21 protein-coding genes and 5 pseudogenes are annotated in these 24110 nt (G+C 45.6%); 8 read left to right on the top strand and 18 right to left on the bottom strand.

Going from position 1 to position 24110, the window contains the following annotated elements; translation table 11 throughout:
- Positions 1-151: 151 nt before the first annotated feature.
- Positions 152-577, bottom strand: coding sequence for an EamA family transporter (locus tag EFBL_RS02370; RefSeq protein ID WP_096180542.1), 426 nt, complete (start codon positions 575-577; stop codon positions 152-154).
- A 94-nt stretch (positions 578-671) separates the two neighbouring features.
- Between EFBL_RS02370 and menA the strand changes: the two genes are divergently transcribed.
- A complete protein-coding gene (menA, locus tag EFBL_RS02365; RefSeq protein ID WP_096180541.1) occupies positions 672-1577 on the top strand; it encodes a 1,4-dihydroxy-2-naphthoate octaprenyltransferase in 906 nt (301 codons plus the stop codon).
- Positions 1578-1743: 166 nt separating this feature from the next.
- Here menA and EFBL_RS02360 read toward each other — a convergent pair whose 3' ends face one another.
- The 7 genes and pseudogenes from EFBL_RS02360 to EFBL_RS22045 all read right to left on the bottom strand — a co-directional run.
- On the bottom strand, positions 1744-2895 hold the full coding sequence (locus EFBL_RS02360; protein ID WP_501161715.1) for an RNA-guided endonuclease InsQ/TnpB family protein: 1152 nt from the start codon (positions 2893-2895) through the stop codon (positions 1744-1746).
- A pseudogene (tnpA, locus tag EFBL_RS02355) lies at positions 2840-3115 on the bottom strand (IS200/IS605 family transposase); the annotation flags it as partial. The pseudogene tnpA and the gene EFBL_RS02360, both read right to left, overlap by 56 nt.
- Before the next feature lie 168 nt (positions 3116-3283).
- Positions 3284-3763, bottom strand: coding sequence for a hypothetical protein (locus EFBL_RS02350; RefSeq protein ID WP_096180539.1), 480 nt, complete (start codon positions 3761-3763; stop codon positions 3284-3286).
- A gap of 85 nt (positions 3764-3848) precedes the next feature.
- Entirely contained in the window at positions 3849-5621 is a 1773-nt protein-coding gene (locus tag EFBL_RS02345; RefSeq protein ID WP_096180538.1) for an acyl-CoA dehydrogenase FadE, read from the bottom strand.
- A 16-nt stretch (positions 5622-5637) separates the two neighbouring features.
- Complete coding sequence (locus EFBL_RS02340; RefSeq protein WP_096180537.1) at positions 5638-6813, bottom strand: acetyl-CoA C-acetyltransferase; 1176 nt, start codon at positions 6811-6813, stop codon at positions 5638-5640.
- Positions 6814-6829: 16 nt separating this feature from the next.
- Entirely contained in the window at positions 6830-9220 is a 2391-nt protein-coding gene (locus EFBL_RS02335; RefSeq protein ID WP_096180536.1) for a 3-hydroxyacyl-CoA dehydrogenase/enoyl-CoA hydratase family protein, read from the bottom strand.
- 283 nt (positions 9221-9503) lie between these two features.
- Positions 9504-9639, bottom strand: a pseudogene (locus tag EFBL_RS22045) (IS3 family transposase); the annotation flags it as partial.
- A 153-nt stretch (positions 9640-9792) separates the two neighbouring features.
- On the opposite strand from EFBL_RS22045, the pseudogene EFBL_RS02330 reads away from it, so the two are divergent.
- Positions 9793-10703: pseudogene (locus EFBL_RS02330) on the top strand (DUF2935 domain-containing protein).
- Between the two features lie 67 nt (positions 10704-10770).
- Here EFBL_RS02330 and EFBL_RS02325 read toward each other — a convergent pair.
- The 7 genes and pseudogenes from EFBL_RS02325 to EFBL_RS02295 all read right to left on the bottom strand — a co-directional run.
- Positions 10771-11712, bottom strand: a pseudogene (locus EFBL_RS02325) (zinc-dependent alcohol dehydrogenase family protein); the annotation flags it as partial.
- Positions 11713-11758: 46 nt separating this feature from the next.
- Complete coding sequence (locus tag EFBL_RS02320; protein WP_096180534.1) at positions 11759-12088, bottom strand: AzlD domain-containing protein; 330 nt, start codon at positions 12086-12088, stop codon at positions 11759-11761.
- A complete protein-coding gene (locus tag EFBL_RS02315; protein WP_096180533.1) occupies positions 12064-12789 on the bottom strand; it encodes an AzlC family ABC transporter permease in 726 nt (241 codons plus the stop codon). Before EFBL_RS02315 ends, EFBL_RS02320 begins: the two co-directional genes overlap by 25 nt.
- A 112-nt stretch (positions 12790-12901) precedes the next feature.
- The gene (locus tag EFBL_RS02310; protein ID WP_131927813.1) at positions 12902-13099 is read right to left on the bottom strand and encodes a hypothetical protein; all 198 of its coding nucleotides are present in this window, start codon (positions 13097-13099) and stop codon (positions 12902-12904) included.
- A gap of 150 nt (positions 13100-13249) precedes the next feature.
- Complete coding sequence (locus EFBL_RS02305; RefSeq protein WP_096180531.1) at positions 13250-14104, bottom strand: fumarylacetoacetate hydrolase family protein; 855 nt, start codon at positions 14102-14104, stop codon at positions 13250-13252.
- A 77-nt stretch (positions 14105-14181) separates the two neighbouring features.
- Complete coding sequence (gene gnd / locus EFBL_RS02300) at positions 14182-15081, bottom strand: phosphogluconate dehydrogenase (NAD(+)-dependent, decarboxylating) (RefSeq protein ID WP_096180556.1); 900 nt, start codon at positions 15079-15081, stop codon at positions 14182-14184.
- Positions 15082-15289: 208 nt separating this feature from the next.
- Positions 15290-15658: a cupredoxin domain-containing protein gene (locus EFBL_RS02295; protein ID WP_096180530.1), complete on the bottom strand. Its 369-nt coding sequence runs from the start codon at positions 15656-15658 to the stop codon at positions 15290-15292.
- A gap of 104 nt (positions 15659-15762) precedes the next feature.
- On the opposite strand from EFBL_RS02295, the gene EFBL_RS02290 reads away from it, so the two are divergent.
- A complete protein-coding gene (locus EFBL_RS02290) occupies positions 15763-15972 on the top strand; it encodes a hypothetical protein (RefSeq protein WP_096180529.1) in 210 nt (69 codons plus the stop codon).
- A gap of 72 nt (positions 15973-16044) precedes the next feature.
- On the opposite strand, the gene EFBL_RS02285 is transcribed toward EFBL_RS02290, so the two are convergent.
- Together EFBL_RS02285 and EFBL_RS02280 are read right to left on the bottom strand one after the other, a co-directional pair.
- Positions 16045-16368: a DUF4387 domain-containing protein gene (locus EFBL_RS02285; RefSeq protein ID WP_096180528.1), complete on the bottom strand. Its 324-nt coding sequence runs from the start codon at positions 16366-16368 to the stop codon at positions 16045-16047.
- Positions 16369-16384: 16 nt separating this feature from the next.
- A complete protein-coding gene (locus tag EFBL_RS02280; RefSeq protein ID WP_096180527.1) occupies positions 16385-17755 on the bottom strand; it encodes an acyclic terpene utilization AtuA family protein in 1371 nt (456 codons plus the stop codon).
- A gap of 157 nt (positions 17756-17912) precedes the next feature.
- Here EFBL_RS02280 and EFBL_RS02275 point away from each other — a divergent pair, with 157 nt between their 5' ends.
- Genes EFBL_RS02275 through EFBL_RS02255 form a run of 5 tightly spaced genes read left to right on the top strand, consistent with a single transcriptional unit; the run spans position 17913 to position 22630 of the window.
- Positions 17913-19007, top strand: a complete 1095-nt coding sequence (locus EFBL_RS02275; RefSeq protein WP_165912746.1) for a DUF4392 domain-containing protein — start codon at positions 17913-17915, stop codon at positions 19005-19007.
- Between the two features lie 32 nt (positions 19008-19039).
- On the top strand, positions 19040-20053 hold the full coding sequence (locus EFBL_RS02270) for a TRAP transporter substrate-binding protein (protein WP_096180525.1): 1014 nt from the start codon (positions 19040-19042) through the stop codon (positions 20051-20053).
- Between the two features lie 56 nt (positions 20054-20109).
- Positions 20110-20601 (top strand): TRAP transporter small permease, encoded by a 492-nt coding sequence (locus EFBL_RS02265; RefSeq protein WP_165912747.1) that lies wholly within the window; start codon positions 20110-20112, stop codon positions 20599-20601.
- On the top strand, positions 20601-21872 hold the full coding sequence (locus tag EFBL_RS02260) for a TRAP transporter large permease (protein WP_096180523.1): 1272 nt from the start codon (positions 20601-20603) through the stop codon (positions 21870-21872). Before EFBL_RS02265 ends, EFBL_RS02260 begins: the two co-directional genes overlap by 1 nt.
- A 17-nt stretch (positions 21873-21889) precedes the next feature.
- Entirely contained in the window at positions 21890-22630 is a 741-nt protein-coding gene (locus EFBL_RS02255) for a GntR family transcriptional regulator (RefSeq protein WP_096180522.1), read from the top strand.
- A gap of 995 nt (positions 22631-23625) precedes the next feature.
- Here the strand turns inward: EFBL_RS02255 and EFBL_RS02250 are convergent.
- Positions 23626-24024, bottom strand: a pseudogene (locus EFBL_RS02250) (transposase); the annotation flags it as partial.
- Positions 24025-24110 lie beyond the last annotated feature (86 nt).

Here is a 24110-nt window from a genome sequence, read left to right as displayed (position 1 = left end):
ATGATCAGAAACAAACAATCACCTCCTATTTTTCGTTGTTGTTAGATATTAGATTTAATTATCGCAACCATACTAATCAAATCTCATAAATCTATATTTGTACAAAAATTTATACTTTTGCTAGTAATTATATTTTCTATTTTTTGTAAAATTATCTTATAAAGTATATCCCCAAGATTATAAGGAGGGTCCCGAGTACTTTCATCCCGTTCATGGTTTCCCCCCAAACAAAGGATGCGCTGACGGTGGCAATCACAACCTGCAGGGAACTGATCAATGGAATCAACCGGCTGATTTCACCATGCTGCAGTGCTTTGAAATAAAACATTTGTGCCAACAAACCGCTTAACAGACCGGCAATCGCCAAAAATAACCAGGATTGTTTATTTAATGAAAAAACTTGCTGGAACTGACCGGATTCGAGTCCAACTGCCAGCAAGGCGACCGACACAACAAGGGATTGCACCAGAAGGGTAAAGTAGGGAGATGTGTGAAGCACTCCCCATTTTTCAAACAACGGCGCGATACCCCAAGATAACGCGGCCAATACGGCAAACAAGAAACTTGATTCTGCCAATGGACAACCTCCTCATATTCATACTGATAGAATTGTATGAGAAGGTTGTCCATAGTATTATTGGATTAAGTGTGATTGGAAAGGATGTCATGGATTGGATAACCGGCAGAGCAATCTGTTTCAGATATGGTTTCAGGCGATTCGTTTTCCATCCTTGACTGCGGGTCTGATCCCAGTCATGTTGGGTGGAGCATTTGCTGTGATAGATCGGGCTTTTCAAAGCGTACCGTTTCTCCTTGCATTGCTTGGCAGTATGCTGTTGCAGGCGGGAACCCATCTGCTCAACGATTATTATGATGACCTGTCAGGAGCCGACAGGGGCGAATTTGTTACAGGCAATGCGATCCAAAGAGGACTGCTTACTCCAAAGCAAGTGTATATGGCCGGCCTGATCTGCTTTTTGCTGGCTCTCCTGCCAGGACTTTATTTGGTGACTAAAGTAGGGAGCGGAGTTTTATGGTTCGGGCTGGCCGGTTTCATTCTCGGCTATTGCTACAGCGGAGGACCGTTTCCCCTTGCCTACAGGGGGTTCGGGGAACCTGCCGTCTTTTTGGCGATGGGCCCTCTGCTGGTGCTGGCCACTTACTTTGTACAGGTGGGCACGATCCGCTGGAGCGTTCTTCTCGGCTCAATCCCGGCAGGTCTTCTCGCTGCCGCGATCCTGCACACCAACAACCTGCGCGACAGGGAACAGGATCCTTCCGTCGGGAAGATCACTTTAGCCAATTTGCTGACGGAGAACAATGCCAAGCTGACATTGGCCGGACTTCTCGCAGCAGCCTATGCGATACAGGCTATTCTGGTTCTGTTTGGCGTGATTCCCTTGCTGGCCTTGCTTCCTTTGCTGACTCTTCCTATAGCCGTCAGGGTAATCCGCAGGGCATGGACAAGCCAAACCCCGTTGGAGATCAATCTGGTATTGGGTCTGACGGTTTTGCTGCAGTTATTGTTCGGCATGGCTTATGCCCTTGGGCTGTTTGCCTCCGTTTTGTTTATGTAACAACGACGAAAGGACTGTCTCGTGAACTACTCACCGCCTACGCTGTCGCTTAGAGGCGGGAGCTTCTTGCTTCAACGACCACTGCCTGCAAGTACAGGACTTACACGATCTCCACAAGCGTGACTTCGGCGTGAACCACACCTACGAATACTGGGAACCAGGTTTTCTAGGCGATCATGTTGAGTCCTGCTTGCAGGATATTGATGGCAGCATTGAGATCCCGATCCAGTACAACATGACAATAAGGACATTGATGAATTCGCTCAGACAGATTTTTCTTTACGATTTGTCTGCAATTTGAACATTTTTGAGAAGTATTTTTCGGATTCACTTTGACCAGCGTTTTTCCGAATCTTCGGGATTTGTATTCCAAATAATTTGCTAACCGATTCCAACTTGCATTAGCGATGGACTTGGCAAGCCGATGATTTTTCATCATCCCTTTTACTTGCAGATCCTCGATGCAAATCAGAACGTATTTTTGAACCAATCGGTGGCTGATTTTGTGCAAATAATCTTTTCGTTGATTGCTGATATGGTCATGCAGTTTTTGCAATTGGTGCTTTGCTTTTTGACGATTCTGGCTCCCTTTGTGTTTTTGGCTAAGTCTGCGCTGCAATTTCTTTAGGCGTTTCTCGCTCTTGGTTATCCATCTGGGATTCTCATACTGTTCGCCATCAGAGGTCACAGCAATCTGAAACAGGCCCATATCAATTCCTACAGCAAGCTGGATGTCGGATACAGGTGGTTTGCTGTCAGTTTCGACAGTGAGATTTGTATACCACTTGCCATTTTGGAACTTGACATTGATGATTTTCACTTTTGAGGGGTCAAAGGCTTGGTGGGCATTCAGTTTGATGTGGCCAATCTTGGGGATGTAGATGTATCCTTCCTTACCAAAGTTTCTTCTCACATCACTTTGTGGGATGGTGATTGAGCGAAAGCGAAGTTTATCTTTAAATCGGGGGTATCCTGCACGTTTCTCAAAAAAATTGACAAATGCACGGTCTAACCTCCGTAATACATCTTGCAGCACTTGCGATTGTACCGCTTTATATTCGGGATTAGCCTCTTTGAATGCCGGTAGCATGTTCTGCTGGTCCCGGTAGGTAAGTCCTTTTCCAGTTTCTTTGTAGGAACGAATCCGTTGATCCAGTGCATAGTTGTATAGTTTGCGGCACAGATCGAAGGTGTGGAACAGTTGTTTTTCTTGTTCCGCTGTCGGTCTGATTTCAAAATGCAATACGGAATCCATCCTAAAATCAGATTCGTTCACCTTGTGTTTCAATGTACTTTTTGACAATTTCAACGGGGGCACCTCCGTCGAAAGCAAGCAATAACTTCTCGACCAAAAGTATTCCTTCCAAAGAGACTTTCGAATGACCGGAAATTCTTTTTTGACGAGACGTGAGGAAGCACTTTTATAGGCGTTGATAAATTTTGGATATTTCTGTATTGGGATGAGCCTTGAATAGAATGTGAACATGACCTCGGTCATGATTCCATTCCTGCAACAAGATATGGTAACTTGGTTGTATATACTCTCTCACTTTCAGCATGTACTACTTGGTAGTTTACCACAAAACAATTTGCCATTCATCTCCACCATTAGAAGATGGAGACTTCTGGCGATTTAGGTTAAAGTAGACATATCTACTTGAGAGCACAGCCCTACGGTTTACACTAAGTTATCTTCGTGAAGATGTTCAACGAATGTTTTCCGCCTTTTGCCGATCTTCGACAGAAAGCATGTCTAGGTATTGTTCCGGTATCGGTTGTCCCTTCTTCAATGCTTCCAAAATCTCCACCAGATAGTCCAGGCTATTGCTTTCCGCTTGGCTGCGTGGACTTTCTTGGCTTGCAACTGTGGTCTTCACATTGCTTGCAGGCATGACCGTCTCATTACTTATGGGCACGTTGCTTATGGGCACGGTCTCTTTTTTAACAGAAGCAGCCTGTGTGCTTTCTTTCCCCTCAGACTGTTCATAAGAATCGTAATGGGCTTGTTCCGTTTCGTCTATTGTCATTGCCACGTATCCGACTCCGATTGTAACGACAACAGTCATACAGGAGAGGACAATCCAAAGTTTGTTGCTCCAGTCCTTCGTTTCCGCACGAATGGTTTGAATTGCCATCACCATCGAGAGAAGCGTCAGAACTCCCGATACACCCAACAGCACCAGCATGATGTCACCCTCAACCAGAAGAAATAAGGCACTGACTATTGTCAGTACCTTATTTTTCGTCGTGCTTTATTTTATTCCTGCCGGATTAGCAGACATATTTTGCAGCTTCTATCACTTTTGCGGCAATCTCGCGCTTCAGAGCCACCGTATTGGCCGGGTTGAAGCGGGTAAGCTTCTTGAAGATGGACAATTGGGTACGGAGCATGTCGCCTTCTTCCATCGCGGCCAAGGTTTCGCGGCCAATTGCTTCAAGGCGTGCAAATGCATCGTTGACATAGGCCTTGGTCATGGCTACCTTCAGTTGCGCTTTGTCCACATCTTTGGCAAGTGCCTTCTTGGTACGCAGGATAGCAGATTCCATCGCATAGATTTCAATCATGATATCCGCCAGATTGGCAAGAATTTCTTGTTCTTTGTCAATATTCTGCTGGTATTTCTGAACTGCGAGTCCTCCAACCATCAAGAACGCTTTGCGCGCCTGATCCAACAGCAGTTGCTCATCACCAAGCGGAGATCCGTCAGATATTGCCGGTGCCATTCCCATCAACTCGGATTGCAGCTTCATGGCAGCCTGCATCAAAGGAATGTCGCCCTTCATCGCTTTCCGCAAGAGGGTTCCCGGGATCAACAGACGGTTGATTTCGTTGGTACCTTCGAAAATCCGGTTAATGCGGGAGTCCCGGTACATCTGCTCAATCGGATATTCCTGAATGAATCCGTATCCGCCGTGTATCTGCACGCCCTCATCAACCACATAGTCAAATACTTCCGAACCGAAAACTTTTGCAATGGATGCTTCGATAGCGTACTCTTCAATCAGTTTTGCAGCCGTTCGTCCGCGATCATCCGGATCTGCAAAGTCGGCAAAAGTTTGCTCATAAAGTCCGCCGATCCGGTAAATCAAAGACTCAAGCACATAAGTCTTGATGTTCATTTCTGCCAATTTGGCACCAATCAGGGGGAAGGAGGAAATCGGACGGCCGAATTGTTTCCGCTCGTTGGCATATTGTGCAGACAGTTCAATTGCATGCTTGGATGAACCGACACAGCCATTTCCCAGTTTGTAGCGGCCAATGTTCAGAATGTTAAAGGCGATTACATGACCGCGACCTTCTTCGCCAAGCAGGTTTTCAACCGGAACTTGCGCGTCTTCAAGAATCAAAGGACGGGTGGAAGAAGCTTTGATCCCCATCTTCTTCTCTTCCGGACCTACAGATACGCCCGGGAAGTTTCGCTCAACGATAAACGCGGAGAACTTCTCACCGTCGATCTTTGCATATACGACGAATACATCAGCAAAGCCGGCATTGGTGATGAATTGCTTGGTACCGTTCAGAATCCAGTGCTTGCCGTCTTCAGACAGCTTCGCTGTGGTCTTGGCTCCAAGAGCATCCGAACCTGATCCTGGTTCAGTCAAGGCATAAGCTGCAAGCCATTCACCCGTCGCAAGTTTGGGCAGATACTTTGCTTTCTGTTCTTTGGAACCGAAGTATACGATCGGCAAAGAACCGATACCGACGTGAGCACCGTGAGACAGTGCAAAAGATCCGCCACGGGTGAAGTTCTCCGTAATCAAGCTGGAAGAAATCTTGTCAAGCCCAAGACCATCGTATTCTTCCGGTACATCTGCACCAAGCAGCCCCAATTCTCCTGCTTTCTTCAAGAGTTTTACAGTCAGATCAATATCGAGCTTTTCCAGTTGTTCGCGATGAGGAGCCACTTCCCCTTCCACAAAATCAACCGTTGTCTTGGCAATCATTTTCTGCTCGTCATTGAAATCTTCCGGTGTAAATACGTCACTTGCATCGATTTGCTCAATGATGAAGCTTCCGCCTTTAACCTTGTCTTTCGTTGTCATTGATAATTCCTCCCCCTTAAACTAATTCGAATACACCTGCAGCACCCATGCCGCCACCGATACACATGGACACCACACCGTACTTGCCGTTGCGGCGACGCAGCTCGTTCAGCAATTGAACTGTCAGCTTGGATCCGGTACATCCCAGTGGATGTCCCAATGCAATCGCACCGCCGTTGACGTTGACCTTCTCCATGTCAAGTTCCAGGTGCCGCGTTACATAAACTGCCTGAGACGCAAACGCTTCATTGATTTCAAACAAATCGACATCGTCTTTGGAGATTCCCGCCATCTTCAATGCCTTTGGAATGGCCACTACCGGGCCCACCCCCATGATGTCGGGGTCCACTCCGCCCACCGCAAACGAACGGAATACAGCCAGAGGTTTGAGCCCCAGTGATGCTGCTTTGTCAGCAGACATTACCATGACTGCAGCTGCGCCGTCCGATGTCTGGGAGGAGTTCCCCGCTGTAACAGAACCCTTAACGTGGAACGCGGGTCTCAATTTCGCGAGAATTTCCATGGTGGTTTCCGGACGGACTCCTTCGTCTGTGTCAAAAGTAAACTCCTGCACCTTCACCTTGCCGTCTTCAAAGGATTTGTTTTGCACCTTCACAGGCACGATTTCATCCTTGAATTTTCCATCCTTGATGGCTGCAGCTGCCCGCTGGTGCGAACGAACGGCAAATGCGTCCTGGTCTTCACGGGTCACGTTAAAGCGTTGGGCTACCCGTTCCGCAGTATGGCCCATGGAAATGTAGATTTCCGGTTTGTGTTCAGCCAGCCACGGGTTGGGGGACAATTTATAACCGGTCATCGGTACATGGCTCATGCTCTCGACTCCGCCTGCAATCAGTACTTCCGCCTGCCCAATCATGATTTGCTGGGCCGCCAGTGCTATGGTTTGCAAACCGGAAGAGCAGAAACGGTTCACGGTCATGCCGGAAACTTCGTTTGGCAGACCCGCGCGCTGCGCCACGATCCGGGCCAGGTTGGTTCCCTGTTCACCCTCAGGCATTGCACAGCCGATGATCACGTCCTCGATCTCAGCCGGATCCAGACCGGGAGTTCTGCGTACCAGTTCTTCTATCACAATCCCTCCGAGATCTTCCGGACGAACTTGCCGGAGAGATCCTTTGGGGGCTTTGCCGACTGCAGTGCGGACACCCGCAACAATCACAGCTTCTTTCATCCCGTATCCCCTCCCCTTAGTTACGCAAAGGCTTGCCTTTGGACAGCATGTACTGCATTCTTTCCTGAGACTTCGGTTCTCCGCAAAGGCTCAGGAACGCTTCCCGCTCCAGATCCAGCAGGTACTCTTCCGTTACCCAGGTATTTGCCGGAACACGGCCACCCGCCAGGACGAACGCGATTTTGTCCGCAATCTTCAAATCGTGATCGGAAATGTATCCCGACTCTCTCATCGTCCACGCTCCAAGTTTCATCACAGCATATCCCGGTTCCCCAACCACTCGGATTTTCTTCTTTCTGGGAGCCTTATACCCGGCATCTGCCAACGCCAGTGCCACTTGTTTCGCATCATGGATGAGATAGTCATTGTTGACGGTGATTCCGTCTTCACGACGCAGATGTCCAAGTTTCTTCGCCTCCGGACCGGAAGTGGACACCTTCGCCATGGCAATCGTTTCAAATGTCTTGTTGACAAAAGGCTGCAGATCCACGTCCTTCTGATCCTGTACCGCTTCAATGTTGCGGATCAGCAGTTCTTTGTTGCCGCCGCCACCCGGGAGCAAGCCGACACCGACTTCCACAAGGCCGATGTAGCTTTCCGCAGCCGCCTGAATTCGGTCAGCCGGGAAACACACTTCAATGCCACCGCCCAGGGTCATTGTATGCGGAGCCGCAACAACCGGCTTGTCAAGATATTTCAGCTTCATCAGGGTGTCCTGGAACTGCTTGACTGTCCAATTGACGTCATCCCAGTTCTCGTCCTGGATCTCCATCAGGAGCATCATCAGGTTGGCCCCGACGCAGAAGTTCTTGGCCTGGTTGCCAATCACCAGTCCGCGCCAGTTTTGGGAGACTTCATCACATGCCTGGTTAATCATCATTGTGATGTCCGTGCCAATCGCCTGATTGGGCGAATGGAATTCAAGGCATGCGATTCCATCACCAATGTCGATCAGCGATGCCCCAGAGTTGGACTTAATGACCTTTCCCTGCTCTTTAAGGGCTTTCAGATCGATGATTTCTTTCTTCTGTTCAATTCCTTTATACTCCCCCTTCATTGTATAGAAGGATTTGACTCCACTGTCTTTGGCGTAGAAGGAAGTCCTGCCGGAAGCAATCATTTCTTCCACCCAGGCCGGGATGGCCTCCCCTTCTTCCTTCATGCGGGAAACGGACTTTTCCAGACCGATCGCATCCCAAGTCTCAAACGGACCCTGCTGCCAGTTGAAGCCCCACTTCATGGCATTGTCGATGCTGACGATATCTCCCGCAATTTCCTCAACACGCTCAGCAGTATAAAGCAATACACGTTTCAAAACACCCCAGGCAAACAAGCTTGCCGCATCTTGACCGTAAACAAGAGATCGCAGCTTGTCGCGGGTGCTGCCTTGCATCTTGGCCGTTTCCAGGGAAGAGAACTTCGGCTTTTCCTTGGGACGGTATTCAAGGGTATTATAGTCGAGGACCAGAATGTCCTTGCCTTCTTTTTTGTAGAAGCCCTGCTTGGTCTTCTCGCCAAGCCACCCCCGCTGCACCATTTCCTTCATGAATTGGGGCACCACAAAAGTTTCTTTCTCCTGCGGGTCGGTTACGTTGTCATATACGTTGTTGGCAACGTGTACGAATGTATCAAGTCCCACAATATCGAGCGTTCGGAAGGTTGCGGACTTGGGTCGTCCCATGGCAGGCCCTGTAATGGCATCGATATCGTCAATAGAAAGTCCGTTCTTCACCATTTCCTGAACGGTAACCATCAAGCCGTAAGTACCAATTCGGTTGGCAATGAAGTTCACGGTGTCTTTGCAGACCACTACTCCTTTGCCAAGGACACGCTGCCCAAAGTCCACCATGAAATTGACCAGTTCCGGTTTGGTCTCGCTGCATGGAATTACTTCAAGCAGTTTCATGTAGCGCACAGGATTAAAGAAGTGAGTGCCAAGGAAGTGTTGACGGAATTCCGAACTGCGGCCTTCCGACATCCGGTTGATCGACACCCCGGAAGTATTGGAAGATACAAGGATGCCCGGTTTCCAGACCTGCTCGATCTTCTCGAACAACTGCTGTTTGACTGCCAGGTTCTCGACAACCACTTCAATGATCCAATCCACCTCCGACAAGACGTTAAAGTGATCTTCGACGTTGCCTGGTGTAATCAGATCCGCATTCTCGGGCACGTACAACAAAGCCGGCTTAGACTTCAGCAGCTGTTCTTTGCCGCGAATCGCAAAACGATTGCGGACGAGCGGGTCATCCAGAGCCAAACCCCTGCGTGTTTCTTCCTCGGTCAGTTCTTTCGGAACGATGTCAAGCAAATAGGAAGGAATACCAACATTGGCCAAATGGGCCGCAATGCCGGATCCCATGACGCCTGCCCCGATCACTGCCACTTTTTTGATCTTGTAATCCATCCCCAAACCTCCTCTTTGATATATCCATCCCGGAAACGGGACGAATGCGCCCAACGGCGAATCATCCACCCCGCCCAGTTGGCGGTTCGCGTATGGGCCAAACAATGTTTCTGCTATCCGTCCGCAACCGAACGGTTGGAAGGAGCAGTTTTGACTGAATGGTCATTCATATCATAACATACTCCCTGTTTTCAGTAAATACAAAACCTTTTTAAGCCTTTACCTGTTCGGCGACACAAACATACCTACAAAAATCGGAGTCGCCCTACATGGATTTCTATAATTAAAATCTATGTCCAACCGACGAGTGAATCCTTTGTCGGTTATAGAAAAACTCGATGTATTTTGTGGAAGGACTCGATACATGCGTAATCAAAGCAGTTCCCTTGCCGGCTCATGCTGCCAACCATGCCGTACTTGATCATCCGTTCATCTGCATTCGGGAACGCAAGCCGAGTTCAAGTCGGGGAACAGGACTTAGCAGATTTGAAAACGTGTGTTCTGGGATATACACCAAACCACAATCTCCACATATCATACATTAGCCTATCCAAATTGAGAGGTGAAACCAAATGTGGAGTCAACCTAACATGCAGGGGCATTTTGCTGAAGACAGAACAAGAGCCATGCTTTTGCCACCAGAACAACTTGCGGCCCCATCAGAGTCTCTTTCAGAAAAAATGTTTATTGAGCGCTCCCTGACTGAAAATAAAATAAATTTTGGCTTCGTATTATGAAGGAGCATGCACTGTTTCTTGGGAAGGTATGAATCGAAATGATAAAGATTTAATTCAACAAACCGACCGTTTCTTCCACTATTTTGGGCAACAGGAAAAAAGGGCGTATCAAACCCAGGAATCAGTCGAAGCAGTTAGAAAACTTAATGAAGACAGTATTCAGTTAGTGTTTGGATTTAGAAATTTCAAACGAAATCTTCTCATCCTGATAATAAATTGTAAAGTTCAAGGTTTTAATTTTCCTCTCCTTGTTGATCATATTGCTCGTGAAGCAGAATATTTTATGAATAGCCTTCAAAAATTTAACAATGGCATAGTCGAGCCTGTTCAAGACGCCATTATCCATGAGAATGTCTTCTGGCTACGCATTATGATGGAACATTCCCGTTTCATCGCTTCATTACTGGACCAATCTGAGCGAAATTTGGTAGTTACCGCACGAAAATTTGGTGACGATTTTGAAACCCTGTTAAACCAGGCCAGAGATGTTGAATCAATGCTTTATCGTAAGAAACCGACATATCCAATAATTGGAAAAATGAATAAAGATAGTGAAAGTAAGTACAACTGAAGAATTGAGAAACTTCAAGAAAACGGGGTTTGAACTAATAAAAAATTGCCGGATTCGAAACGTAATCAATCCTTTACTGGCTGACCACGTTGTTCGCGAAGCTGAGCACTTTTTATTCATGATTCGTATACTTGAAGAACGGTTAAAGCAAAAACAGAAAGAGACACACATCTGAATTCCAGGCAATCAGGAAGCGATTTGAAGAGGAACGGTTTGAGCCGTTCCTCTGCCCGCCAAAAGGGTCAATCGTTGAATAAAATCACCTTCATCGCTTTTTCTTTGGCAGCATTGCGAAACACATCGTACGCCTGCATGATCTGATCCAGCGGAAAGCGATGGGTGATCAACTGTTTGGGTTGGATCTTCCCAGACTGCACTGTATTTAACAGCATCGGTGTCGTACTCGTGCTAACCAATCCGGTCGTGATCTTGACATTTCGAATCCACAATTGCTCCAAATGCAGTTCGACAGGCTTGCCGTGTACACCGATGTTCGCCAGACGTCCGCCGGGCTTGAGGATTTGCTGACAGATGTCGAAGGTCATCGGAAACCCGACGGCCTCCATCGCTACATCGACGCCCTTTCCATCCGTAACTTCCATCACTTGCTCAACCGCATTTCTCTCGGAACTGTTCACTGTCTTGGTGGCCCCGAACTTTTTGGACTGCTCCAAGCGGTTATCGTCAAGGTCGACCATGATGATCTCCGCCGGCGAATAAAGTTGTGCTGTCAGGAGTGCCGACATCCCGACCGGACCGGCCCCGACAATAGCGACCACATCCCCCGGCTGAACGCCGCCGTTGATCACTCCGATTTCAAAACCTGTCGGCAAGATGTCGCTCAACATGACAAGTGCTTCCTCATCGCTTCCCTGAGGGATGTGATACATGCTCGTATCGGCATAAGGGATACGAACGTATTCCGCCTGGGTACCGTCGATCAGGTGCCCTAAAATCCAACCGCCGTCTTCACAATGGGCGTACATCGCTTTTTTGCAAGAATCGCACCTTCCACAGGAAGTGACACAAGAAATCAGCACTCTGTCGCCGGGTTTGAAATTGTTGACGCCCGGGCCGACTTCTTCTACAATTCCGACCCCTTCGTGTCCAAGCGTTCGGCCCTCGGTTACCGCCGGTACGTCACCGCCCAGGATATGTAAATCCGTCCCGTAAATCGTTGTTTTTCCCTCTTATCCGGGTTGAGTTTATTATAGATATCGATTCCTCTTTCTACATGCTCAACAGATACCTGGCAGCGGCAACGGTACCCATTCCGACCACGACCGTTCCAAAAAAGCTTCTGGTCTTCCAGGCAGTCAGTATCGTGGGGATCGCAGCCCATAAGAAAAGATTGTCAAACCCCAGATCGATCCTCTGATCCCTTACAACCAGAGAAGGCAACAACATAGCAGCAAGCACCGCCACAGGCACGTAGCGCAGCCAGATTGTGACAACCGGTGGCAGCGATTTTGCAGACAACAGCCAAAGCGGCATAACCCGCGGTATATACGTGACCAGTGCCATACCCAAAATGATCAGGAAAATCGTTTTCTGTTCCATCGCAGTTCCACCACCGTCCCTATGGTTGCCCCCAAAACGGTTGCAATGATCACATTCCACCTGTCAAATCCCAGCAACAGCATCCCTACAGCCAACAATCCTGTAAGCAGGGCCACATAGATCTGGAGACGGTCTCTCAATTGCAGGAGCAAAAGTGCAATAAACATGGCCGGCAACGCATAGTCCAAAGCCAGCGGTTTAACATCCGTTATCAATTGGCCCGCGGTAACACCCAACCAAGTTCCAAACACCCATGATGCCTGGGATGTTATATTGACAGCAAAGACTTCCGGTTTGCCAGGCATCCCTTTGGCAAATTGAACGGAATGCAGAGCAAAGGTTTCATCGGTAAGTTGATAGGAAAAAACGGCCAGTTCCCTTTTGCGCCACTTCTTAAGATAAGGAGACAGGGCGGCCGACATCAACAGGTGACGAAGATTTACGACGAAAGTGGTAAGAACAATCGACAGGGCCGGAGTCCCAGCTCCAATCAATCCGGCTGCAATCAATTGTGCGGAGCCCGCGTATACAAGAAAGGACATCAGGAGGGCATTCCATAGGGAAATCCCCGCTTTTTGGCTCAGTACCCCGAATGCGAAACCTACCGGAATGTAACCAAGCACAACCGGAAGAGCTCTTGCCACACCTTCGATCCAAGCCTTCCTTCCCGATTTGGTTTGAGTAGAGTGTACGGTCTCCATGATTTCCTCCATTCAACAGCTATATTTTGTTATGATACTTGTCCAGGCCCAAGAAAAAAAGCCCTTGATTAGCGGGCAAATAAAAAATACTGTTTCTTGTTTTGACCCGGAATCAAATGGCCTGGGACAGATGTTGGAATCGCAACCGGCACTCAATTTCGAACATCAACAGTGACAGGTCTTGTTCCAGATGATTCAGTTTCTTGTCCAACTTGTCCAAATCTTTGTCAATTCTTTGCAGGCTGTATTCCACATCGTTACCGGTCATGTCGAGCGACATGAACAAAACATTGTGATGCACTTGGTTCAACCCCTTTTCCCCCTGAATCCCCGTACAAATCATTATAATCATGTTCCAAGAGAAAAAGTTGTCGAAAATTGCAAACAAACAAAAAACAGTACTTAAGACCTATTACCCCTGACCCCCAAGCAATTTAACTTCTTCATTTCGAAACATGTTTTATCCCCGTCTCATGAGATTGGTGAGACGACCCAGCCTGTCAATTTCAATTGTCACTACATCCCCGTCCTTGAGCCACACCTGTTTGTCTTTCGGATACCCCATAATGACTCCCTCCGGGGTTCCTGTCAGGATGACGTCACCCGGCTCCAGGGTAACGTAATGTGAGATATAACTGATCAGTTCGTCACAGTGGAAAACCATATCCGCTGTATTGGAGTTTTGTCGGATTTCATCGTTTACGTAAGTACGGATACCCAAATCATTGGGATTCCCCACCTCTTCGGCAGTCACCAGACAGGGGCCTAACGGAGCAAATCCGTCACAGCATTTTCCGAGCAGCCATTGGTTTGTGCGAAACTGCAGGTCGCGTGCGGACAGATCATTGGCGGCGCAATATCCAAACACAAATTCAAGCGCCTCTTCCCTGGTCACCCTCTTGGCCGTTTTTCCAATGACAATGGCCAACTCCGCTTCATAGTCCACCTGTTCCGATTCAAGCGGCAGAGGAATCTCTTCCCCGTGAGCAGCCAGGCAATTATTGAACTTGTTAAAGAGAATCGGGAACTGGGGAATCGGCATGTTGGACTCTTCCGCATGTTTCCGGTAGTTGAGCCCTACACAGATGATTTTGCCGGGATTCGGAACACAAGGACCAAGGATCAGTTCCTCTTCCTTAAAAGGAATGCAATTGCCGCTTTCCAGAACCTGCTGCACCTTGGCAGCCACTGTCTGCAGCATTTGACTGCCTCCTGCAAGTATACTTTCGATTGGTTCCTCGACCTGTACAACACCCGATTCCGTGCTTACACCGACCTTGAGTCCTTCGGTTGTGCGGAACGTTACGAACTTCATGGTGAACTGTCTCCTCTCCAGTCAAATGCTATTCTGTATATAAAATTTATCAAAAAACATAAAAAAAGGAACCATCATTACTGGTTCCGCACCACTTCGTGACCGCCAAATTCGTTGCGCAAGGCGGCCACCACCTTGCCGTGAAATGTATCCTCTTCAAGCGAGCGATATCGCATCAAAAGCGACAGGGCAATCACCGGAACATTGGCCTGCAGTTCCAGTGCCGTTTCCACCGTCCACTTTCCCTCGCCGGAGGAATGCATAACACCTCGAATTTCCTCCAGTTTGGGATCCTTGGAAAACGCCCGTTCGGTCAGATCCATCAGCCAGCCGCGAATGACGGAGCCGTTTGCCCAAACGCGGGCGACCTTCTCATAATCAAATTCAAATTGGCTTTTGTCGAGCACTTCGAACCCTTCGGCGATCGCCTGCATCATACCGTATTCAATGCCGTTGTGGACCATTTTCAGGAAGTGGCCGCTGCCGTTTGCACCTGCATACATATATCCTTTCTGCACCGAGATGTCACGAAAAACCGGCTCAATCTCCGTGAATATCCGCTGGTCTCCACCAATCATCAAACAAGCTCCACGACGTGCTCCTTCCATGCCGCCTGAGGTTCCCACGTCAAAAAAGTGAATCCCGTGCAGCCGTAACCTGTCGGCGCGGGCGATGGATTCCTTGTAATGGGAGTTGCCACCCTCAATAACAATGTCCCCCTCTGACAACAGCGGAATCAAGGTGTCAATGACCGATTCCACAATCGACCCGGCTGGGACCATTATCCAAACAATTCGAGGAGGTTCAAGAAGACTGACAAGCTCCTCAATTGTCCCTGCCGCAATTGCCCCTTTTCCCGACAGTTCGCGGGCAGGTTCCGGATTGACGTCATAAGCTACCACGGTATGCTTGTGATCGAGCAAATTCAGGACCAGGTTGAAGCCCATTTTGCCCAGACCGATCATTCCCAACTTCATCTTGCCTTTCATCTCCTTCACTGAAGAGTCCAGCGTTTCCCAGAACATAAAAATATCCATTGAATTCGGCGATTCAGCCATACTTGCCCTTCCGCTTGTCGTAAGCCGTTCATACATGCAGAACGGTTTCCGAATTCTTTAACTCGGGCCCGTACCGATGCGAAATGGAAATCCACTCCTTTCCTGATTTACCCATTATGGCAACCCTCTATTGAATCGAGATCCTGCCCGACAAATTCGCTTCGGGATAGCCGGGAGCATCCGAATAAAACCTGAATATTCCCCTCTTGTCAACCTGCAGTCGCAGTTTGATCCTTTCACCCGACCGCAAGTTATAAGTGTAAATGTTCAAATCCGGGATAACGAGATTATGTTCCTCTTTTCCGTTATTACGCACTTCAAGAACCAGAGGTTTCCCGAAGGGGGCCTGAAGAGTCATGGGGACAAAGCGGATGTCCGATATGTCAAGACGGAGTACAGTGGCCTCAAGGTTCCGGGCAGGCGGATCCGCATTTGCGAAACCTGCTGTACTGATAAACAACAAGAGTGCCGTGGGCAGAGCTAGACAATTTTTCACTAAAAATCACCTCATTTATACGGTGGCCCTGTACGGAAATTCTATCCCTTGCAACCACATAAGACCGGACTTTTTGTGAATTCTAACCGTATGGAGGGATGCGTATGGAGGAACAAATTCGTAAACCGGAACGGGACATAGAAGAATTGAAGGAGCAGATGAGGCAGTTTCAGACTGGGGATCCCGCTCCAATTCACCCGAGGTTCATTCAGCCGGAATTTCACGCTCCCACGGGAGATGACGAACTGTACCAGGTTGGCCCCACTCAGAGCACCAAGGACGATACATTTGAAAACTTTACAAGCGGAGAATAACAACTCTCTGACAGTTATTATCGTACTAATAACACCCTTGATCTCATTAAACTAGACCAAGGGTGTTTTGTTTTATTCAACGGGGACTTCAATATCTAACAAGGGAGGATACTGTTGGCACCCAAATATGTCTCTTTCTCCAAGACTTCCACTTGGAGAAGTCCGATATATTGTAAATTTGATCGCGTAGGCAGGATCAAATTCTACAAAGTCACAAATTCTTTCCTCCGGTATTCCAAATAATTGAACAACAGATTCCCTTGTAATGGTCTTGCTAGCTTTAACAATTTCGTAGTTTTCCTTTTCACGAAATATAATGTCAAATGTAATCTTATCAGTTCCAGCATTTTTGCTTCTTATAGTTTTAGCAAGCTCCACTAATTTAATTGTCCTCATATTAATCTCACCTTTCTTAATTTCCAACTTCAATAAGTTTCACATCAAACAATTCCATTGGATCGTCTACTGGAATAACATGATTTAAGGTCCACGTATAAGCTGGGGTTGCAGGAAGAACTTCGTCCACCACAAAAGCGGCGGTGCCAGCTGTTCCTTTAACTTCGGGAAGTCTCGCATAGAATATCTGTCTTGTGCCCGTTAATGTCACCTCTTCGGCCATTTCTTTTGTAGGAGCTACGCCTTCTACAATTACACACAATTCATGAGACTTTATTTCTTTAATTGGTTCCAAGTCTCCCATTACTCCGTTTTTACCGAAAATTTTATAGTCCAGGTAATACTCTTTACCGGTAAATTTCTCCTCAACTTGCTGTTTACACCATTCAATAACTTTATCAATATTTTCGATAGTATAAGGATCTCGTATGCCGGCAATACCAATGTATTTTTCCCCTACCTTACCTGCTCCTTCCAACTTCACTTTAACTTTTCCTTCAATTGGAACAAAAACAGAGCCTGTTATCCGGCAGGTTTTTTCATCGTATTGCTCGTATTTACAGTTAGTCATGTCCAACATTCCGCCTGCTACATACTCATAAAATGGATTCGATCTTTCGTACATTGCATGCCCAGCAACCGATGCGATTGTACAACGTTGATCGGGGTGCATTGCAGTAACTCTGACATCATTTTCCGTAATTGTACCGATAACCGTTTCCTTTGCACCATAAGGTTCTGCACAAAAAGATGCACATTCGAGTACCTTTCCGAGATAATAGGCTAGATCCTCCGAAAACCCTTCTTTAATTGCAGGAGCTGCAAAAACCGCACAATCACTTGAACGTCCGCCAATAATAACGTCAGCCCCCATTTGTAAAGCCTTAATGTAGGGGTGAACACCTGCAACAGCTACAATTCTATCTGTTTTCTCTAAATCGTTTATTGAGAGATCTTGTCTTCCGTCAAGACCTTCAATTCGAATTCCCTTTTTCATTTTGTCTTGAAGATATTTTTTATCCACCTCAGAGTAAAAATAAGCTAACTTAAATTTAGGCAAATTGTGTTCTTTAGCTAAGTCTTTAATGATTTGAACGTACATATCGACCCTACTGTTTGAACCGGTGTCCCCAGCAGATCCCACGATCATTGGAACCCCTTGTTCTCTGGCAGCCAATAACATTAATTCAAGGTCATGCTTTTGCCACTCATACATACTTGCACACTTGTCAGCTCCCAATGGCGCAGGACCAATATCATCACTTCCTGAATCACAACAATAATAGTCGGGTTTGGTAGCTGCACCGATTCTAAAACTGCCTTCTTTGGTTGGAGCGAAACCCAAATGACCATTAGGGCAAAGGATACGTAGTTGACTTTTCGACATGTTATTACCTCCGCACAGTATTCTATATTTCGTAGAATCCGATTGACACAAATGTTATTATGTGTTTACATATTGGTAACTACCAGTCGCTAAATTCATTATAGAGTGAATTTTTTGATCAGTCAACAAATTTTTGAACCGGGGAGAGTGGAACGCATTGAGAAATCGCCCCTTAAATCTCGTGCAAAGTAAAGAGGATGTTTTTGAGTTACTTGGAGAACGAATTGATCAGTTAGTCAGTCTAGATATTGCTTCACGCAATGTTATACACCTACTTTACTACTTTGCAAGAAGTAAGATGCAGTATCCATTGGCGATGTCAGCTGCCCGTTTATTAAAAGAACGGGTAAAACCAGGCGACTATGTATTGCTTGGGACAGGATGGCCTGATCGACCCCATGTTACCCCAAAAATTGCTGAGACAGATGGCCCGCCAGGAGCGGTGTCTTTGGCAAGAGCTTTGCATCTTGGATTAGGTGCTGTGCCTATAATCCTCATTGAAGAACATCTTGTTTCAGCCACGGAGAAAGTGTTGGAAGCAACCGGTTTGCGAGTGGTATCAGCGGAAGAGGCGCTTAAAGCCCATCATTACCATGCCCCAATACACGCAGCAGCAGTGATTGGATTCCCTTCAGAATTTGATCAAGCTGAACAGGTCTCCGATTTTCTAATAAATAATTTTAAACCGTCAGCGGTCATTGTAATTGAGAAAGGAGGAGTGAATGAAAAACGGGAAATCCATACAAGTCGAGGTGCCGAGACAACGAAATGGATGGCAAAAATTGACGTCCTCATTGAAAGAGCTGCTGAAAAAGGAATAGCCACTATCGGTATCGGAGATGGTGGGAATGAGATTGGAATGGGGAATATAAAAGAAAAGATTCAACAGCATATTCCCTACGGGAGTGAATGTCGGTGCGGTTGTGGTGGGGGAATAGCTCCAGTGAATAAAGTGGATGTACTGGTTGCAGCATCCATTTCAAACTGGGGGGCATATGGAATAGCGGCTTGTTTAGCTGCATTGTGTAACGATATTCATGTTTTTCACAATGCGGAGATTGAAGAACGTGTCTTAAAACGTAGTGCGGACGTAAGTTTCATAGACGGCATCACCGGTTTCGTTGATGCCAGCGCAGATGGTCTGAGATGGCCAATACACACAGCATTCGTGACTCTTTTAAGGGAAACAGTTGTGCAAGCGCTTAATTCCATTAACAAGTTAGAAGCCAATAGTTTATTTGAACAAAAATAAATATCTAATTGATATTAAGGGAGGAGATTGGCGTGAAAAAACGTATGTTTTCGTTTTTTAGCTCAGTACTTACGACGGTGCTAATATTGTCAGGATGTTCAAGTTCAACACCAACCAGAACTAATACTCAAAGAGCGGATCAAAAAGTAACGATTAAAATTGCTCACGAATCACCTGCCTCTCATCCAAAAGGAATTTGGGCAGATACTTTTAAGAAAGCAGTGGAAGAAAAAAGTGGTGGCAAAATTTCGGTAGAAGTTTTTCACCAAGGCAGTTTGTATCCAAAGGAACAGGCGGCCTTAGAAGCGGTAAACCAAGGTATAATCCAGATGAGTTTGGGCTCAACAGGCTATCTATCATCAATTGAACCAACTTTCGGTGTATTCGATTTACCAATGTTGTTTCCTAGTCAAGAAAGTTTGTATAAGGCAACTGATGGCAAAGTAGGTAAGGAATTACTTGATAAATTGGAAGCAAAAGGGTTGAAAGGACTTGGGTATGTTGCCAATGTTCCGCTTGATCTTTTCAGCAAATCGCCTATAACTTCAATAGATCAAATTTCTGGTCAAAAAATAAGGGTTCACACAGCTGAGCTGGAGAAAAGTGTGAAAACACTTGGAGGAAATCCAATCACTATGCCAGCAAGTGAAGTCTATATGGCATTGCAACAAGGTGTACTTCAAGGGGTCTTGACAACAGTCAGCTATGCAGCACCAAATAAGCTCAGTGAAGTAGTTAAGAATATGACAGACATTAAAATCAGTTCGATTGTTTATCCAATCGTTATTAACCTTGATTTTTGGAAAGGTTTAAGTCCTGAAAACCAAAAAATAATTGAAGAAGCCACTCAAGTTGCAATTAAAGCAAATCGAGATGATTTGGAGCAAATAATGGGTAAACACCTAAAGACGTTGCAGGACGGTGGAGTTAAGATCCACAAACTCTCTGCTGATGAACACGCCAAATGGAAGACAAAACTTCATTCCATTTATGATGAATTCAAGGACAAACAACTGTTAGAGAAGGTCAATCAGGCCATTAAGTGACCTAGAGGCCTTGTCATAAAGACAAGGCCTTTAACTGTATCTGGGGAGGAATGGGTATGGAGAATAGATTCAGCCGTATCTTAAGTAAAACCGAGACCTTAATTAGCGGCATATTTCTCATTGCTGCGTGTGTATTAGTCTTTACGTCTGTTGTGTTACGTGTATTTTGGGACTATTCAAGTTCAATTATGGAAGAAGCAGTACGTTATTTAATAGTTTGGTGTATTTTTATCGGTGCGTCTTTAGCATTAAAAAACGACAAACACATTACCATAGACATTTTATTAAAACGTTTGCCTGAAAAAATCAGGATAGGTTTTCAAACCTTAGCATTTCTCTTAGGTTTGGGACTGTGTTTGTTTATCTTTTTTAAAGGTGTAAATTTGGTCTGGCACAGTTATTTAATAAGTGAAAAATCAACATCTGCTTGGAGAATGCCAATGTTTATTCCGAAGCTTGCTGTCCCTGTAGGAGCCATTTTGATCAGTTTTCGGTTTCTTGAAAAAATATATCTGAATATACGCTGGTTGAGGAAGGAGAGAACGTAATGGAAGTGATTGCAATCGCTTCACTATTTGTATTGCTTCTGATAGGTCTTCCTATTGCGTTTGCACTTTCCCTGGCAGGATTATTTATGTTATACCTTCTGGTAAACAACCCAAAAGTTTACTCGGCGGTCCCGCAAATGATGTTTGATTCGGTCGACAGCTTCTTACTAACATCAATTCCTTTCTTTCTCCTTGCTTCTGAACTATTGATAGTTGCTGGAGTGATTCAATATTTAATAAAAGGAATTGACAGTTTAATCGGTCATTGGCGTGGGGGATTATTCACTGTTTCTGTACTGGCCACCGCTTTCTTTGCGGCAATCACCGGGTCATCTTCCGCAACGCTGGTTGCCATTGGATCCGTGCTAATTCCCGAAATGATACGCAAAGGGTACAATCCTAAACATGTTATGGGGATTTTTGCGGTAGCCGGTGGATTGGGAATAGTGATACCACCAAGCATTCCTATGATCGTTTATGGTTCCGTGGCCGAGGTTAGTGTAGGCAAATTGTTTATGGCTGGTTTTGTACCAGGTGCTTTAATTGCGATCGGACTTATCATAATGGGATTATTTGTGACCAGCAAGGAAAAGATTCAACTACCATCAAAAGCGAATTGGACTGAAAGAAGGACAGCATTGAAAAATTCTATTTGGATTGTTTTAATGCCATTGTTTATTGCAATTGGAATTTACGGTGGATTCTTTACCCCAACTGAGGCAGCAGCCGTTTCAGCAGTGTATGCATTTCTGATAGGACATTTCGTCTATGGCGGATTGAATTTAGCGAGGTTTTGGGAAGCAACAAGAAAATCCGTTGAGTCCACTTCAATGATTTTGTTAATTATTGCTGGGGCAAGTGTTTTTGGGTTTGTACTATCTTTGCTTCAAATACCCCAAACTTTAACAAACGCAGTTGTTGGATTAAACATGACTCCATACACATTTTTATTAATGGTGAACTTATTGCTGTTAGTACTAGGATGTTTTTTAGATATTACATCTATACTTTTACTAACTGCTCCAATAATCATTCCGATTATGAACCAGCTTGGGATAGATCCAGTACATTTTGGAATCATTTTCGTTTTAAATATGGAATTGGCATTGCTAACCCCTCCTTTGGGGATGAATTTGTTTATTGTATCAAACATTACAAATCAGCCAATTGAGACTGTTCTACGAGGATCGATTCCGTTTTCCTCAGTGATGGTAATTGTATTGTTAGCTGTTATTTTTATTCCTTATCTATCGTTGATGCTTGTAAGGTAAAGAATGGAGGTGTATAAATGGAACTAAATGAATTTCAACCACTATATAAACAACTGGTTCTCTTTATTCGAAAACAAATCGATGAAGGGGTTTGGCCACCTGGGTCGCAGATACCTTCTGAACGGGAAATGTGTGAGATGTTTAATGTGAGTCGTGTTACAGTTCGCCAAGCAATATCAGAAGCTGAGAAGGATGGTCTTCTGGAGAGAATGCATGGTAAAGGTACCTTTGTAACTAATCTCAAGATTAATCAAGCTTTACAGCAAATTACAACTTTTAAAGAGACAATGTCAATGAGGGGATTGAACCCTTCTACCCGCGTTCTCGATGAATATATTGAACCTTCGGATCTTAAGACAGCTTCGGTGCTCAATCTTACTGATGGGGAACCGGTGTTCCATCTAAAGCTACTGGGTTTTGGAGACGAATTACCTATGTCTTTGTATTTTTCTACGTTTCCCTTGGATCTCGGAAAGAAAATGGCTGAAGCAGCAAGAAATTTGGAGGGGAAGGGGGAAGGATTTTCAACGTACGATCTTTATGAAGCCACAGGATATGTTAAGCCGTATATGGTTAAACAAACCTTTGAAGTCGATGTAGCGGATGAGTACATTGTTGAGCATCTAAAGATTAAACAGGGGAGCCCGATTTTTATCGTTACTTCTATTTTTTACTTAGAAGGTGGCCATCCAACTGAATTTCGAAAAGCTTACTACCGCGGGGATAAATACAAATTTTATATAAACCGCTTATTATAATTGTTGGCAAAAACACAAAAACAATATAACCCGAATTTCGAAAGTAACTAAAAAGTGCCCCACTCTTTGGCAGAATGGTGTTTGACTAGAACAACATCACCCATAGAAAGGAGTACCTTTGAGGTGAAGTATACTGCAAATACTGCCCGAATTAGCTGAATTTACGCTAAAGAACTCTACTTTTTGCGCTGGTGGCAAGGTTGCCTTGGATTTCCTCGAGGAAATAAAACTGGAAGCTGCGTTTCGACAACTCGACTGTAACTAGGCGGCAACCTCCATCTCCCTTTCTGAATGATCCTTCTCTACTCTGTAGAGCGATTTTAAGGTGGACGGTGCCCTCACCATTCTCTGCTGTACAAGGAACTGGAGCGACTTGCCGCCATGAGTTCTTAGTTGAAATGCAGCTTCGTCAGCTTAACCACTAGGTCATAGCCACTCATTTGCCGGAAAGCTCATTTTGGATTTTGATTCAACCGTCGAGACGGTCTACAGAAACCAAGAAGGGAGCAGAAGTAGAGAGATCTCTTTGACTAGGGAGACGGCGAAACTGGCCCAGTAATTCAGGTACCAGAAACCAGAGTGATAAATATTCATGGGGAGTGTACAGATGTCAGACTGCGACATCAGTGAACTTACTCCCTCAATTTTTCGTTCTCAGAGATATATTATGATAGGGAAAGGTCAGTCCGCCTTCTGTTACCAGCCTGTGAACATGAGGATTAAAATCCCAATGCCGATGTAAGTTAAAGAATATTCGTTTCAACTCGTTTGTCTCCACTTGCATATCAATACTCTTTACTTTAATAAAGAAGGGGAAATCTCTTGAACAACAAGAGACTTCCCCTCAGGTAAAGTTATAATTTCTTACTGTTTCAAAAAAAGCCTGCTTCCGCAGGCTTACAGAATGTTGAAATACCCCTGTCGAATGTATGTCCTAGACAGGGGTATTTCATTTGTTTGAGTAAGTAGCTATATAAATTCAGATTGCCCTCTCGTTACCCCTTCTTAGCGAGGTGGAGGGCAATCTTTTTCATGTTCTGACAGGCTGCTGTAAGTAGCGCCTGTTCCAAGACTTTTGACTTTCCCCGGAAACGGCAATAGCGAAACCCATGGAGCTCTTTGGCATCCGCGAAGCTTCGCTCAATCGTTTCTTTTCTCTTTTGGTACAGACGTTTCCCGGATCTACTCAATCTGTTCTCACGTACCCATTCCTTACTTTCCTCCCACACATGGCGGGTTACGACTTTTCGGTTATCTTTTGAGCGCGTGCATTGAGTCAAAAAGGGACATGTCTTGCAGGTCTCGGGATTCGAAACGTATTCTCGATACCCTTCACGAGTCGTAGTTCTATAGGTAAGGATGTGCTTAGCAGGGCATATGTACGTGTTGTGTTTGTCAATCAAAAAGTTGACCACTTTGCTAAACAAAAAGTTGACCACCCACAAATGGAAAAATAGTAGGGTCGACAGAGTTCCATGTC

Source organism: Effusibacillus lacus, assembly GCF_002335525.1.
Taxonomy (GTDB): Bacteria; Bacillota; Bacilli; order Tumebacillales; family Effusibacillaceae; genus Effusibacillus; species Effusibacillus lacus.
The sequence above is the reverse complement of the archived record's forward strand: the minus strand, read 5'-3'. Positions and strand labels throughout refer to the sequence as shown.

Coding starts and splice junctions, on each gene's coding strand:
- EFBL_RS02350 (WP_096180539.1), bottom strand. CDS start 3,763: ATGCTGGTGCTGTTGGGTGTATCGGGAGTTCTGACGCTTCTCTCGATG.
- EFBL_RS02345 (WP_096180538.1), bottom strand. CDS start 5,621: ATGACAACGAAAGACAAGGTTAAAGGCGGAAGCTTCATCATTGAGCAA.
- EFBL_RS02340 (WP_096180537.1), bottom strand. CDS start 6,813: ATGAAAGAAGCTGTGATTGTTGCGGGTGTCCGCACTGCAGTCGGCAAA.
- EFBL_RS02335 (WP_096180536.1), bottom strand. CDS start 9,220: ATGGATTACAAGATCAAAAAAGTGGCAGTGATCGGGGCAGGCGTCATG.
- EFBL_RS02320 (WP_096180534.1), bottom strand. CDS start 12,088: ATGGAACAGAAAACGATTTTCCTGATCATTTTGGGTATGGCACTGGTC.
- EFBL_RS02315 (WP_096180533.1), bottom strand. CDS start 12,789: ATGGAGACCGTACACTCTACTCAAACCAAATCGGGAAGGAAGGCTTGG.
- EFBL_RS02305 (WP_096180531.1), bottom strand. CDS start 14,104: ATGAAGTTCGTAACGTTCCGCACAACCGAAGGACTCAAGGTCGGTGTA.
- gnd (WP_096180556.1), bottom strand. CDS start 15,081: ATGAAGTTGGGAATGATCGGTCTGGGCAAAATGGGCTTCAACCTGGTC.
- EFBL_RS02290 (WP_096180529.1), top strand. CDS start 15,763: ATGGAGGAACAAATTCGTAAACCGGAACGGGACATAGAAGAATTGAAG.
- EFBL_RS02285 (WP_096180528.1), bottom strand. CDS start 16,368: ATGAGGACAATTAAATTAGTGGAGCTTGCTAAAACTATAAGAAGCAAA.
- EFBL_RS02280 (WP_096180527.1), bottom strand. CDS start 17,755: ATGTCGAAAAGTCAACTACGTATCCTTTGCCCTAATGGTCATTTGGGT.
- EFBL_RS02265 (WP_165912747.1), top strand. CDS start 20,110: ATGGAGAATAGATTCAGCCGTATCTTAAGTAAAACCGAGACCTTAATT.
- EFBL_RS02260 (WP_096180523.1), top strand. CDS start 20,601: ATGGAAGTGATTGCAATCGCTTCACTATTTGTATTGCTTCTGATAGGT.
- EFBL_RS02255 (WP_096180522.1), top strand. CDS start 21,890: ATGGAACTAAATGAATTTCAACCACTATATAAACAACTGGTTCTCTTT.